Genomic DNA, 14,294 nt, shown 5'->3' with positions numbered 1-14,294 from the left:
AGGCTCCGCACCATGAGTGACACGAGCGCGACTTCGGTCGCGCGCGCCACGATCGACGAATTCACCGCCGCGCATCCCACCGATATCGACGGCGTCTTCCGCCGGCTCGTCGCGGAATTCTGGGCGGACGGTTCGCTCCGCCCGGGCGCCGCCGCCGGCGTCCCCGTCCTGCTGGACGCCCTGGGCACCGCTCCCGCCGCGCAGCGGTCCCGGCTCGCCCTGCTGCTCGGGCTGCTGGCCGAGGCCTCCGGGCCGGGCGGCGCCGACGGCACCGACGGCCCGGACGGCGGCCACCCGGCCCGCGAGGCGGTCCGGTCCGGCCTGGACGGCTACCTGCGGCTGCTGCCGCACGCCGCGGCGGACCCGGGCCTGAGCGCCGCCCTGCTGTTCCTGCTGGGCCACTTCCCCGAGGACGGCGCGCGGATCCTCGGCGCCGTCCCCGCCGCCGGGGCGGACCAGGACGACCTGTCCCGGCTGGCCCGCTGCCTCCAGCCGTGGGAGGGCGCGGACGCCGCCACCCGCTGGAACCTCGGCCGGGTCTTCCCCTCCCCCGCCGTCTGGGGCGTCACCGAGCGGGAGCGGGCCGCCAACCCCGCCCTCGACCAGTGGCTCGGCCTGCCCGCCGGGCGCGCCGGCGAGCTGTGGGCGACCGAGACCCGGGCGCTGCTGGCCTACTCCGGCGCCAAGGCCGTCTGGGCCTGCGAGCACGGCGCCACCGTCTCCCCGTTCGTCGTGCCCGCCCCCGAGCCGGAGCGGGCCGCCGCTCCGGCCCCGGTCGCGGACGTCCTGCGCGGCCACGCCGGGGCGGTGCGCTGTCCGCGCTGCCGGCAGCCGCTGACCGGCGGCGCCGGGAGTGCCGACTGCACCGGCTGCGGCGCCGGATTCCCGGCGGTGGGCGGCCTGGTGGACTTCCACGACCAGCCGTCCGGCCCGAGCGACCCGCTGCTGGCCGGCCGCTACGAGCGCGGCCTGCGGGCCGGGTTCGTCCGGATCATGGGCGCCAACTGGGGCGGCTGGGTGTCGCTCGACGACGAGGACGCCTACCTCACCCGGCACGTGCGGCCCACCGACGGGCCGGTGCTCGACCTGGCGGCCGGCGCCGGCCGCTGGACCAGGGTGCTCGCCCGTTCGCTCGGCGAGGAGCGGGTGATCGCGCTGGACGTCTCCGCCGAGATGCTGGCCCAGCTGCGGGCCAAGCTGGACGGCGTGCTCACCGTCCGCGGCAGCGCGCTGGACCTTCCCTTCGCCGACGCCTCGCTGGGCGGGGTGAACTGCTGGAACGCGCTCCAGGCCATCCCCGACCCGGAGCAGGCGATCCGCGAGGTCGGCCGCTGCCTGCGCCCGGGCGGCACCTTCACGGTGCTGACGTTCCGCCAGGCCGCCGACCCGCTCTACCGCCACTTCCAGCGCAGGCTGGAGCGCCAGGCGCACCGCGGCTCCTTCGACCCCGAGCAGCTCACCGGCTGGCTGGCCGACGCCGGGATGGCCGTGCGCGACCTGTCCGGCCCCGGAAACTTCCTGTTCGTCACCGCCGTCAAGGCATAGTCCCGCACGAGGAGAGGCCATGCCCGTCAGCCCCGACCCTTCCCTGACCTACCTTCCGGGAATGGACAACAAGGTGGTTTTCCTGAAGAACCTGATCAGCTCGCCGCTGATCGAGGTGGGGGAATTCACCTACTACGCAGACATCGACGACCCGGCGGCTTTCGAGACCCGGAACGTGCTCTACAACTTCGGCCCGGAAAAGCTGGTGATCGGCAGGTACTGCGCCATCGGCACCGGCACCCAGTTCGTCATGCCGGCCGCGAACCACCCGATGATCGGCTCCACCACCTACCCGTTCTTCATGTTCGGCGGGGACTGGACCGCGCAGACGGTGGACGCGCTGGCCGGCGTCGCCAGCCGCGGCGACACCGTCGTCGGCAACGACGTGTGGATCGGCCGCGAGGCCGTGATCATGCCGGGCGTGACGATCGGCGACGGCGCGATCATCGGCACCCGGGCCGTGGTCACCTCCGACGTGCCCGCCTACGGCGTGGTCGGCGGCAACCCCGCCAAGCTGATCAAGAAGCGCTTCGAGGACGCGGACATCGACCGGCTCGCCCGGATCGCCTGGTGGGACTGGCCGGTCGAGGCCGTCACCGAGCACGTCCGCACCATCTTCACCGGCTCCCCCACCGACCTCGAACTGGTGGCCAAGCAGGCCGGACTGATTGACTGATCGTTCACGTCCGGTCTCCGGTCGCGCTTCCGGCCGGGGACCGGGCCCGTACGGCCCACCACCTTGTGAATGGAGTAGCACCATGGACGCCGCAGTCCTCCACACGCTCGGCCAGCCGCCCCGTTACGAGCGGTTCCCCGAGCCGACCCCCGCCGAGGGCGAGGTGCTCGTCGAGGTCCTGGCGGCCGCCCTCAACCCCTCCACCAAGGCGGTGGCCGGCGGCGGCCACTTCGCCAGCTCCGCCAACCTGCCCGCGGTGGTCGGCCTGGACGGGGTGGGCCGGCTGGCCGACGGCTCCCGGGTGTTCTTCGGCGGGGTGCGCAAGCCGTACGGCTCGATGGCCCGACTGGCCGTCGCCCGCGCCCCGTTCACCTGGCCGGTGCCGGACGGCGTGGACGACCTGACCGCCGCCGCGCTGCCCAACCCGGCGCTCTCCTCGTGGATCCCGCTGGAGCACGCCGCCAGGCTCCAGCCGGGCGAGACCGTCCTGGTGCTGGGCGCCACCGGCGCCGCCGGCAAGCTCTCCATCCAGATCGCCAAGCACCTGGGCGCCGGCCGGGTGGTCGCCGCCGGGCGCAACCAGGAGGTGCTGGACACCCTGGGCGAGTACGGCGCGGACGCCACCGTCTCGCTCAACGGCACCCAGGAGGAGGTGGCCGAGGCGTTCGCCGCCGCGGCCGGCGAGACCGGGTACGACGTGATCCTGGACTACCTCTGGGGCAAGCCGACCGAGGCCCTGCTCACCGCGCTGACCCGCAACGACTTCCACCTGAAGAGCTCCGGGCCGCGCCTGGTGCAGATCGGGGAGTCGGCGGGCGCCACCATCGAGCTGTCGGCCGGCACCATCCGCAGCGCCGGCCTGACCATCGTGGGCGGCGGCTTCCCGCCGCCGGAGGCCTTCCTGGACATGTTCAACCGCCTGATGGCGGGGGCCGCCGCGGGGGAGATCCGGATCGACACCCGGGCGGTGCCGCTCGCCGAGATCGAGCAGGCCTGGCAGGCCGAGGACACCGGGCACCAGCGCCTGGTCATGGTCCCGTAGCGGTCCGCCGCACCGAGGCGTGGCGAACGAGGAGGCCGCCGCCGGGGATCCCCGGCGGCGGCCTCCTCGTTCGCCACGCCTCGGTGCGGCGGACCGCTACGGGACCATGACCAGGCGCTGGTGCCCGGTGTCCTCGGCCTGCCAGGCCTGCTCGATCTCGGCGAGCGGCACCGCCCGGGTGTCGATCCGGATCTCCCCCGCGGCGGCCCCCGCCATCAGGCGGTTGAACATGTCCAGGAAGGCCTCCGGCGGCGGGAAGCCGCCGCCCACGATGGTCAGGCCGGCGCTGCGGATGGTGCCGGCCGACAGCTCGATGGTGGCGCCCGCCGACTCCCCGATCTGCACCAGGCGCGGCCCGGAGCTCTTCAGGTGGAAGTCGTTGCGGGTCAGCGCGGTGAGCAGGGCCTCGGTCGGCTTGCCCCAGAGGTAGTCCAGGATCACGTCGTACCCGGTCTCGCCGGCCGCGGCGGCGAACGCCTCGGCCACCTCCTCCTGGGTGCCGTTGAGCGAGACGGTGGCGTCCGCGCCGTACTCGCCCAGGGTGTCCAGCACCTCCTGGTTGCGCCCGGCGGCGACCACCCGGCCGGCGCCCAGGTGCTTGGCGATCTGGATGGAGAGCTTGCCGGCGGCGCCGGTGGCGCCCAGCACCAGGACGGTCTCGCCCGGCTGGAGCCTGGCGGCGTGCTCCAGCGGGATCCACGAGGAGAGCGCCGGGTTGGGCAGCGCGGCGGCGGTCAGGTCGTCCACGCCGTCCGGCACCGGCCAGGTGAACGGGGCGCGGGCGACGGCCAGTCGGGCCATCGAGCCGTACGGCTTGCGCACCCCGCCGAAGAACACCCGGGAGCCGTCGGCCAGCCGGCCCACCCCGTCCAGGCCGACCACCGCGGGCAGGTTGGCGGAGCTGGCGAAGTGGCCGCCGCCGGCCACCGCCTTGGTGGAGGGGTTGAGGGCGGCCGCCAGGACCTCGACGAGCACCTCGCCCTCGGCGGGGGTCGGCTCGGGGAACCGCTCGTAACGGGGCGGCTGGCCGAGCGTGTGGAGGACTGCGGCGTCCATGGTGCTACTCCATTCACAAGGTGGTGGGCCGTACGGGCCCGGTCCCCGGCCGGAAGCGCGACCGGAGACCGGACGTGAACGATCAGTCAATCAGTCCGGCCTGCTTGGCCACCAGTTCGAGGTCGGTGGGGGAGCCGGTGAAGATGGTGCGGACGTGCTCGGTGACGGCCTCGACCGGCCAGTCCCACCAGGCGATCCGGGCGAGCCGGTCGATGTCCGCGTCCTCGAAGCGCTTCTTGATCAGCTTGGCGGGGTTGCCGCCGACCACGCCGTAGGCGGGCACGTCGGAGGTGACCACGGCCCGGGTGCCGATGATCGCGCCGTCGCCGATCGTCACGCCCGGCATGATCACGGCCTCGCGGCCGATCCACACGTCGTTGCCGACGACGGTGTCGCCGCGGCTGGCGACGCCGGCCAGCGCGTCCACCGTCTGCGCGGTCCAGTCCCCGCCGAACATGAAGAACGGGTAGGTGGTGGAGCCGATCATCGGGTGGTTCGCGGCCGGCATGACGAACTGGGTGCCGGTGCCGATGGCGCAGTACCTGCCGATCACCAGCTTTTCCGGGCCGAAGTTGTAGAGCACGTTCCGGGTCTCGAAAGCCGCCGGGTCGTCGATGTCTGCGTAGTAGGTGAATTCCCCCACCTCGATCAGCGGCGAGCTGATCAGGTTCTTCAGGAAAACCACCTTGTTGTCCATTCCCGGAAGGTAGGTCAGGGAAGGGTCGGGGCTGACGGGCATGGCCTCTCCTCGTGCGGGACTATGCCTTGACGGCGGTGACGAACAGGAAGTTTCCGGGGCCGGACAGGTCGCGCACGGCCATCCCGGCGTCGGCCAGCCAGCCGGTGAGCTGCTCGGGGTCGAAGGAGCCGCGGTGCGCCTGGCGCTCCAGCCTGCGCTGGAAGTGGCGGTAGAGCGGGTCGGCGGCCTGGCGGAACGTCAGCACCGTGAAGGTGCCGCCCGGGCGCAGGCAGCGGCCGACCTCGCGGATCGCCTGCTCCGGGTCGGGGATGGCCTGGAGCGCGTTCCAGCAGTTCACCCCGCCCAGCGAGGCGTCGGCGAAGGGAAGGTCCAGCGCGCTGCCGCGGACGGTGAGCACGCCGTCCAGCTTGGCCCGCAGCTGGGCCAGCATCTCGGCGGAGACGTCCAGCGCGATCACCCGCTCCTCGCCGAGCGAACGGGCGAGCACCCTGGTCCAGCGGCCGGCGCCGGCCGCCAGGTCGAGCACCGGCCCGTCGGTGGGCCGCACGTGCCGGGTGAGGTAGGCGTCCTCGTCGTCGAGCGACACCCAGCCGCCCCAGTTGGCGCCCATGATCCGGACGAACCCGGCCCGCAGGCCGCGCTCGTAGCGGCCGGCCAGCAGCGGGTCGCTCGGGCCGGACGGCTGGTCGTGGAAGTCCACCAGGCCGCCCACCGCCGGGAATCCGGCGCCGCAGCCGGTGCAGTCGGCACTCCCGGCGCCGCCGGTCAGCGGCTGCCGGCAGCGCGGACAGCGCACCGCCCCGGCGTGGCCGCGCAGGACGTCCGCGACCGGGGCCGGAGCGGCGGCCCGCTCCGGCTCGGGGGCGGGCACGACGAACGGGGAGACGGTGGCGCCGTGCTCGCAGGCCCAGACGGCCTTGGCGCCGGAGTAGGCCAGCAGCGCCCGGGTCTCGGTCGCCCACAGCTCGCCGGCGCGCCCGGCGGGCAGGCCGAGCCACTGGTCGAGGGCGGGGTTGGCGGCCCGCTCCCGCTCGGTGACGCCCCAGACGGCGGGGGAGGGGAAGACCCGGCCGAGGTTCCAGCGGGTGGCGGCGTCCGCGCCCTCCCACGGCTGGAGGCAGCGGGCCAGCCGGGACAGGTCGTCCTGGTCCGCCCCGGCGGCGGGGACGGCGCCGAGGATCCGCGCGCCGTCCTCGGGGAAGTGGCCCAGCAGGAACAGCAGGGCGGCGCTCAGGCCCGGGTCCGCCGCGGCGTGCGGCAGCAGCCGCAGGTAGCCGTCCAGGCCGGACCGGACCGCCTCGCGGGCCGGGTGGCCGCCGTCCGGGCCGTCGGTGCCGTCGGCGCCGCCCGGCCCGGAGGCCTCGGCCAGCAGCCCGAGCAGCAGGGCGAGCCGGGACCGCTGCGCGGCGGGAGCGGTGCCCAGGGCGTCCAGCAGGACGGGGACGCCGGCGGCGGCGCCCGGGCGGAGCGAACCGTCCGCCCAGAATTCCGCGACGAGCCGGCGGAAGACGCCGTCGATATCGGTGGGATGCGCGGCGGTGAATTCGTCGATCGTGGCGCGCGCGACCGAAGTCGCGCTCGTGTCACTCATGGTGCGGAGCCTACCCGTCCCGGTCTGCGAGGCAGATCCGAATATGGTGCGTACCAGGGGTTCTGAGGGGAATTCAGGGGGTGTAGGGGGGTGTTACGGGATGAGCAGGACGCGGCCGCTGGTCCGGCGCTCCTCGACGGCGGCGTGCGCCTGGGCGGCCTGCCCGAGCGGGAAGCGCGAGTCGATCCGGACGGTCAGCCTGCCCTCGCGCATCCACTGGAAGCAGCGGTCCAGGAAGTTCAGCGGCGGCCAGGACTCGTCGAAGAAGCGCGGCAGGCAGAAGCGGGTGACGTACAGCGAGCCCTTGTCGTTCAGCGTCATCAGGTCCATCGGCGGCACGAAGCCGCTCGCCTGGCCGAAGTTGACCAGGTAGCCGCGCGGGGCCAGGCTGTCGAGGTTGGCCTCGAAGGTGTCCTTGCCGACGGCGTCGTAGACCACCCGCACGCCCTCGCCGCCGGTGATCCGCTTCACCTCGGCGGCCTGGTCCGCGGTGGTGCCGGAGACGATCACCGCCTCGGCGCCGGCCTCCTTGGCGACGACGGCCTTCTCCTCGGTGGAGACGACGCCGATGACCCGGGCGCCGCGCATCCGGGCGAACTGGGTGATCAGCGTGCCCACCCCGCCGGCCGCCGACTGCACCAGGGCCCAGTCGCCCTCGGCCAGCGGGTACGCCTCGTGGGTCAGCTTGTACGCGAGCAGGCCCTGCACCGGCAGGCCGGCCGCCTCGCCGAGGTCGATGTCCTCCGGCACCGGGATCAACTGCGCGGCAGGGGCGATGACGTGGCTCGCGTACGAGCCGGCCGCCAGCGCCCACGCGACCCGGTCGCCGATCCGCACGCCGGTCACGTCGGGGCCGAGCGCCTCGACGTAGCCGGAGCCCTGGTAGCCGGGCTCCAGCGGGAGTTCGGCGTCGGCCCGGTAGTAGTCGCGCTTGGCGAGGTCGCCTCGGCGGTTGAGGATGTCGAAGAAGGTGACGGCCGCGGCGTGGGTGCGCAGCAGCACCTCGCCCGGGCCGGGCGCGGGCAGTTCGAGGTCCTCCAGCTCCAGCACCTCGGGGGCGCCGTAGGCGTGCTGACGGATGATCTTCATGGCGGAATCGCTCTCTCTGTGGGGACGGACGGACGCGAACGGGCGTGCGGTCAGCGGGGCTTGGCGTTGAGGTAGGTGCTGAAGGCCTTGATCTGGAAGCGCTGGAACCCGGTGAAGGAGATGCCGTCCTTGGAGCGCTTGAACAGCCCGGGCACCGACTGGCCCTGCTTCCCGGTCGCCGCGGCGTAGTGGTAGAGCAGCTTGATCCGGCGGCGGCGGATCTTCTCGTAGCGGCGCAGCATCTCGGCGGGGGAGCCCTGGCCGTTCAGCGTCCGCCCGATCACCCAGGCGTCCTCCAGGGCCTGGTTGGCGCCCATGCCGGTGCGCGGCGGGACGGCGTGCACCGAGTCGCCGACCAGCGTCACCGGTCCGCGGCCCCACTGCTTGGGGACCTGGTGCAGGATGTGCGGGAAGACCTGGATGTCGTCGTCGGTGATCGACTCCAGCAGCTCGGGCAGCGGGGAGGCGAAGCCGGCGAACCGGGCCCGCAGGTTGGCCACCGCGGACTGCGGCTTGCCGTCGGCGCCGGTCGGGCCCGTCCCGTCGGGGGAGCCGGGCGCGCCGGGCGGCACCGCGTCGCCGTCCGCCCACGGCGTCTCGAAGGCCCAGTAGAGCATGGACTCGCCGAGCGGGTGCATCACGCACAGGCCGTGCTCGCCGGCCATGGTCTGCACCCGGTTGCTGTCGGTCAGCTCCACCGGCAGCGGGGTGGTGCCGTGCCAGGTCGCCCAGCCGGTGTGCTCGGCCGGGGAGAAGCCGAAGAGGTGCTTGCGGACGAAGGAGCGGTGGCCGTCCGCGCCGAGCAGTACGTCGGCCTCGACCCGGCGACCGTCCTCGAAGGTGATCGCGACCGGCCCGTCGGTGCCCGGTGCGGGCTCCTCGACGGCGGCCGCGCGGGCGCCGAAGCGCAGCACGCCCGGCGGCAGGGCCGCGGCCAGTACCTCCACCAGCTCGCTGCGGCGGATCACCTTGTTCGGCGAGCCGAAGTCGCGGGCGATCCGGTCGAGGTCGACCTTGACCAGCGGCTGGCCGGTCTCCGAGGTGATGTCCACCCGGTCCAGCCGGTGGCCGAGGTCCCGGTGGTCGATGCCCAGCTCGTCCAGGATGCCGGTGGCGTTCGGCCACAGGATCACCCCGTAGCCGCCCTTGCGGAGCTCGTCCGCCTGCTCGTACAGCTCGACCTCGTGGCCGGTGCGGGTGAGCGCCAGCGCGGAGGCGACGCCGCTGAGCCCGGCACCGATGATGACGATCTTCATTGCCTGTCTCCTGGGGAGGTTGTGACGGTGGGTCAGCGGCCGGCCGCGAGGGCGGGCTCGACGGCGTCGGCCAGCCATGCCAGCACGGTGCGCGCGGTGGTCGCGGAGTGGTCCTCCAGGACCGAGAAGTGGTCGCCGGGGGTGTCCACGGCGGTGTGGGGGAGGGACCAGACGGCCTGCCAGCCGGCCGACTCCCGGATCTCCTCGGTCCACGGGTCGGCCGCCCGCACCAGCAGGGTCGGTGCGGCGATCCGCTCCGGGCGCCAGCCGGCGAAGATCCGGTGGTACGCGCCCATCGCGGCCAGCCGGGTGTCGTCGGCGAGCGCGAAGGCGGACTCGCGGTCCTTCATCGCGGCGGACATCGACGGCTCCAGCAGCGGGAGCTGGTCGTAGTCCGGGGCGTAGCTGTCGACCAGGGCCAGGCCGGCCGGGGCGGCCCCGAGCCGCTCCAGCCGGGCGGCCACCGCGTGCGCCGTCCAGCCGCCGGCCGAGCGGCCGAGCAGGACGAACGGCCGCCCGTCGGTGTGCCGCAGGACGGAGCGGGCGTGCAGGTCGGCCAGCGCGTCGAGGTCGGCGGGCGGCAGCTCGCCGGACAGGAAGCCCGGCTGCGGCAGCACCAGGACCGCGCGGTGGCCGCGGCAGGCGGCGGCGAACCGGGCGTACTCGTGCGGGCCGGAGACCGGTCCGAAGGACGGCAGGCAGACCAGCACCGGGCCGTCCGGGCCCTCGGCGAGCCGGACCGGCTCGCCGGCCGGGGCCGCGTCGCCGGCCCGGAACGCGGGGCGGCAGGCGGCGGCGGCCTTGAGCAGGTCCAGCGCCGCCATCGAGGAGCCCCGCTCGCAGGCCTGCCAGTAGAGCGTCGCCAGCGGGCCGGCCGCTCCGGCCCCGCCCGCGGTGCCACCCGGCCCGGCCGCGGTGTCGTCGGGCCCGGCCGCGGTGCCGTCGGGCCGCTGCGTGAGGTGCTCGCGCAGGTGCGCGGCGAGCAGGGCCGGGGAGGGCTGGTCGTAGATCAGGCTGGTGGCCAGCCGGAGCCCGGTGGCCGCGTTGAGCCGGTTGCGCAGCGCGAGCGCCGTCAGCGAGTCGAAGCCCAGCTCCAGGAACCGCCGCCCCGGCTCGACCTCCTCGGGCCCGGCGTGGCCGAGCACCCCGGCCACCGCGCCGCGGACGAGGTCGAGCAGCACCCGCTCCCGCTCCGCCTCCCCGGCGCCGGCCAGCCGTTCGGCCAGCCGCTCGGCGGCGGACGGCCCCGAGGAGTCCTCGGGGAGGTCCGTCCCGGCCCGGTGGTCCCGGTGCCGCCCCGGCGCCGGGGCGGCCAGGTCGCGCAGCAGCGCGGGCAGCGGGCCGGGCGCGGCGCGGCGGCCGATGGCGGGCAGGTCGAGGCGGGCGGTCACCAGAGTGGCGTCACCGGCCGCCAGCGCGGCGTCGAACAGGGCCAGGCCCTCGGCGGAGGAGAGCGGGGGGACCCCGCCGCGGACCATCCGCTCCAGCCCGGCCTCGCCCAGCGCGCCGGTCATGCCGCTGGTCTCGGCCCACAGGCCCCAGGCGAGCGACTGCGCGGGCAGGCCTTGGGCGCACCGGCGTTCGGCGAGCGCGTCCAGGAAGGCGTTGGCCGCGCCGTAGCTGGTCTGGCCGGCGCTGCCCAGGGTGGCGGCGGCGGAGGAGAACAGGACGAAGGCGGCCAGGTCGAGCCCGGCGGTCAGCTCGTGCAGGTGGACGGCGGCGTCCACCTTGGGCCGCAGCACCGTGTCCACCCGCTCGGGGGTGAGCGCGTCCACGATCCCGTCGTCGAGCACTCCGGCGGTGTGGACGACGGCGGTGAGGGGGTGGTCGGCGGGGATTGCGGCGAGCAGGGTTTCGAGCTGGTGGCGGTCGGCGGTGTCGCAGGCGGTGACGGTGACGGTGGCGCCGAGGGCGGTGAGTTGGGCGGTGAGGTGGTCGGCGCCGGGGGCGTGGGGGCCGCTGCGGCTGGTGAGCAGCAGGTGGCGCACGCCGTGTTCGGTGACGAGGTGGCGGGCGAGCAGGGCGCCGAGGGTGCCGGTGCCGCCGGTGACCAGCACCGTGCCGGCCGGGTCGAGCGGACGGGCCGCCTCCCGGGGGACGGGCAGCAGCCGGGCCGCGTACGGGACGCCCTCGCGGAGCACCAGCTGGGGCTCGTCGGTGGCCAGGGCGGCGGGGACGGCCGCGGCGGAGGCGGCGGAGCCGTCCAGGTCGAGCAGGGCGAACTGCCCCGGGTACTCCGCCTGCGCGCAGCGGACCAGGCCCCACACCGGGGCCAGGGCGAGGTCGTCGAGGCCGGGGCCGGCGGCGCGGCGGGTGGCCAGGACGAGGCGGGAGCCGGCCAGCCGGGGCTCGGCGAGCCAGCCGCGCAGCAGGTCGAGGGTGCCGTTGACGGCGGCGCGTACGGCCGTGGGCAGCCCGGCGTCCGGGCCCGCGGCGGCGGGCAGGTGGTGGAGGACGGTGGCGGGGACGGTGTCGGCGGCGGCGAGGGCGGCCAGGTCGGGGTAGTGGACCAGCCCGTCGGTGGCGCCGGGCGCGGTGCCGAGGACGCCGATCGGGCCGTCCGGGCGGCCGGTGCGGGCTCCGCCGACGGGGCGCCAGAGCGTCCGGAACAGGGCGCCGGCCGTGGCGTCCTCGCGGGGCCCCTCCAGCCAGTAGCGGGTGCGCTGGAACGGGTAGGTGGGCAGGTCGATCCGCCGGCCGCCGGCGAAGGCGGGGGAGAAGTCGACGGGGACGCCCCGGACGTGCAGCTGGGCGGCGGAGGTCAGGAAGGCCGTCGGGCCGCCCTGGTCGCGGCGCAGGGTGCCGGTGGTGACGGTGGGGGTGGTCGTCTCGTCCAGGGTCTCCTGGAGGCCGGGGACGAGGACGGGGTGGGGGCTGGTCTCGACGTAGGTGGTGAAGCCCTCGGCGAGCAGGGCGCGGACGGCGGTGTCCAGCTGTACCGGGTGGCGCAGGTTGCGGTACCAGTAGGCGGCGTCCATCGTCGTGGTGTCCAGCCACTGGCTGTCGACGGTGGACCAGAACGGGGTGGCGGCGGTGCGGGGGGTGACGGGGGCGAGCAGGCGGAGCAGTTCGTCCTGGAGCTTCTCGACGTGGGCGGAGTGGGAGGCGTAGTCGACGGGGACGCGGCGGGCGCGGATGCCGTCGGCCGTGCAGCGCTCGAGGAGTTCGTCGAGGGCGTCGGCGTCTCCGGCGACGACGGTGGAGGCGGGGCCGTTGACGGCGGCGACGGAGATGCGGTGGTGCCAGGGGGTGAGGTCGATGTGGTCGGCGGGTTGGGCGATGGAGACCATGCCGCCGTGGCCGGCGATGGCGGTGATGGCCTGGGAGCGCAGGGCGACGACGCGGGCGGCGTCGTGGAGGGTGAGGGCGCCGGCGACGGTGGCGGCGGCGATCTCGCCCTGGGAGTGGCCGATGACGGCGTCGGGGTGGACGCCGTGGGCCTGCCAGAGGGTGGCGAGGGAGACCATGACGGCCCACAGGGCGGGTTGGACGACGTCGACGCGGTCGTAGCCGGGGGCGCCGTCGGTGCCGCGCAGGACGTCGGTCAGGTTCCAGTCGGTGAACTCGGCCAGCGCGTCGGCGCATTCGGTGATGCGCTGGGCGAAGACCGGTTCGCTGTCGAGGAGTTCGACGGCCATGCCGGCCCACTGGGAGCCCTGTCCGGGGAAGACGAAGACGGTCTTGCCGGTCACGTCGGCGGTGCCGGAGACCACCCGGGCCGGCTCCTCGCCCGCCGCGAACGCCTCCAGCGCGCCGCGGTCCGCGTCGACCACCACGGCGCGGTGCGGGAAGGCGGAACGGCCGGTGGCCAGCGAGTGGGCGACGTCGGCGGCCCCGAGCCCGGGGTGGGCCGCCAGGTGCGCGGCGAGCTGCCCGGCCTGGGCCCGTACGGCGGCCTCGGTGCGGCCGGCCAGCAGCCAGGGCGCGGGCGTGGCCCTCGGCGCGGCGGGCGCCTCGGTGCTCTGCCCCTCGGCGGGCTGCTCCTCGGGGGCCTGCTCGACGATGACGTGGGCGTTGGTGCCGCTGATCCCGAAGGAGGAGACGCCGGCCCGGCGCGGGCGGCCGGTTACGGGCCATTCCCGCTCCTCGGTCAGCAGCTCCACCGCGCCCGCCGACCAGTCCACGTGCGAGGACGGCCGGTCCACGTGCAGGGTCCGGGGCAGCACGCCGTGCCGCAGGGCCAGCACCGTCTTGATCACACCCGCCACCCCGGCCGCGCTCTGGGTGTGGCCGATGTTGGACTTCACCGAGCCCAGCAGCAGCGGCAGTTCGCGCTCCTGGCCGTAGGTGGCCAGCAGCGCCTGGGCCTCGATCGGGTCGCCCAGCCGGGTGCCGGTGCCGTGCGCCTCGACGGCGTCCACGTCGGCGGCGGTCAGGCCCGCGGCGGCGAGCGCCTGGCGGATCACCCGCTCCTGGGCCGGGCCGTTGGGGGCGGTCAGCCCGTTGGAGGCGCCGTCCTGGTTGACGGCGCTGCCGCGCAGCACCGCGAGCACCGGGTGCCCGTTGCGCCGGGCGTCGGAGAGCCGCTCCAGGACCAGCATGCCGACGCCCTCGGAGAACCCGGTGCCGTCCGCCGCGTCCGCGAAGGCCTTGCAGCGGCCGTCCGCCGCCAGGCCCTTCTGGCGGGTGAACTCCACGAACAGCCCAGGCGTGGACATCACCGCGACGCCGCCCGCCAGGGCCAGGTCGCAGCCCCGGCGGCGCAGCTCCTGGACCGCCAGGTGGATCGTCACCAGCGAGGAGGAGCAGGCGGTGTCCACGGTGACGGCCGGGCCCTCCAGGCCCATCGCGTACGAGACCCGGCCGGTGGCGACGCTGCCCGCGCTGCCGTTGCCCAGGTAGGCGGCGACCTCGTCGGGCACCTCGCCCAGCCGGGCGGCGTAGTCGTGGTACATCACGCCGGCGAACACGCCCGTCCGGCTGCCGCGCAGGGTGAGCGGGTCGATCCCGGCCCGCTCCACGGCCTCCCAGGAGGCCTCCAGCAGCAGCCGCTGCTGCGGGTCCATCGCCAGCGCCTCGCGCGGGCCGATGCCGAAGAAGCCGGGGTCGAACTCGGCCGCGTCGTACAGGAACCCGCCCTGGGCGGTGGCGCTCTCCTCGCCGAGGTCCCAGCCGCGGTCGGCGGGGAACGGGCCGATCCCGTCGCCGCCCGCGGTGAGCAGCCGCCAGAAGTCCTCGGGCGTGCGCACTCCGCCGGGCAGCCGGCAGGCCATCCCGGTGATCGCGATCGGCTCGTCGGCGACCGCCGCCAGCCGCTCGTTCTGCTTCCTGAGCCGCTCGTTGTCCTTGAGCGAGGCGCGCAGCGCCTCGACGATCCGCTCCTGGGGGGTCGTCATGCT

8 protein-coding genes and 1 pseudogene are annotated in these 14,294 nt (G+C 75.2%); 3 read left to right on the top strand and 6 right to left on the bottom strand.

Annotated elements, in window-relative coordinates:
* The first annotated feature begins 12 nt into the window (after positions 1–12).
* The 3 genes from ACH5AR_RS32160 (at position 13) to ACH5AR_RS32150 (ending at position 3,263) form a co-directional block, all read left to right on the top strand.
* Positions 13–1,545: a class I SAM-dependent methyltransferase gene (locus ACH5AR_RS32160; protein WP_396305064.1), complete on the top strand. Its 1,533-nt coding sequence runs from the start codon at positions 13–15 to the stop codon at positions 1,543–1,545.
* A gap of 19 nt (positions 1,546–1,564) precedes the next feature.
* Complete coding sequence (locus tag ACH5AR_RS32155; protein ID WP_396305065.1) at positions 1,565–2,221, top strand: CatB-related O-acetyltransferase; 657 nt, start codon at positions 1,565–1,567, stop codon at positions 2,219–2,221.
* An 82-nt stretch (positions 2,222–2,303) separates the two neighbouring features.
* Positions 2,304–3,263, top strand: coding sequence for a zinc-binding alcohol dehydrogenase family protein (locus ACH5AR_RS32150; protein WP_396305066.1), 960 nt, complete (start codon positions 2,304–2,306; stop codon positions 3,261–3,263).
* Between the two features lie 96 nt (positions 3,264–3,359).
* On the opposite strand, the gene ACH5AR_RS32145 is transcribed toward ACH5AR_RS32150, so the two are convergent.
* The 6 genes and pseudogenes from ACH5AR_RS32145 to ACH5AR_RS32120 form a co-directional block, all read right to left on the bottom strand.
* Complete coding sequence (locus ACH5AR_RS32145) at positions 3,360–4,319, bottom strand: zinc-binding alcohol dehydrogenase family protein (RefSeq protein WP_396305066.1); 960 nt, start codon at positions 4,317–4,319, stop codon at positions 3,360–3,362.
* 82 nt (positions 4,320–4,401) lie between these two features.
* Entirely contained in the window at positions 4,402–5,058 is a 657-nt protein-coding gene (locus ACH5AR_RS32140) for a CatB-related O-acetyltransferase (protein WP_396305065.1), read from the bottom strand.
* A 19-nt stretch (positions 5,059–5,077) separates the two neighbouring features.
* Positions 5,078–6,610, bottom strand: coding sequence for a class I SAM-dependent methyltransferase (locus ACH5AR_RS32135; protein WP_396305064.1), 1,533 nt, complete (start codon positions 6,608–6,610; stop codon positions 5,078–5,080).
* A 93-nt stretch (positions 6,611–6,703) separates the two neighbouring features.
* A complete protein-coding gene (locus tag ACH5AR_RS32130) occupies positions 6,704–7,699 on the bottom strand; it encodes a quinone oxidoreductase family protein (protein WP_396305063.1) in 996 nt (331 codons plus the stop codon).
* Positions 7,700–7,749: 50 nt separating this feature from the next.
* Positions 7,750–8,955 (bottom strand): FAD-dependent oxidoreductase, encoded by a 1,206-nt coding sequence (locus ACH5AR_RS32125; RefSeq protein ID WP_396305062.1) that lies wholly within the window; start codon positions 8,953–8,955, stop codon positions 7,750–7,752.
* A 32-nt stretch (positions 8,956–8,987) separates the two neighbouring features.
* Positions 8,988–14,285: pseudogene (locus tag ACH5AR_RS32120) on the bottom strand (SDR family NAD(P)-dependent oxidoreductase); the annotation flags it as partial.
* Positions 14,286–14,294 lie beyond the last annotated feature (9 nt).

Origin of the sequence: Kitasatospora sp. NPDC018619 (genome assembly GCF_044391605.1) — a bacterium.
GTDB lineage: Bacteria > Actinomycetota > Actinomycetes > Streptomycetales > Streptomycetaceae > Kitasatospora.
The sequence above is the reverse complement of the archived record's forward strand: the minus strand, read 5'-3'. Positions and strand labels throughout refer to the sequence as shown.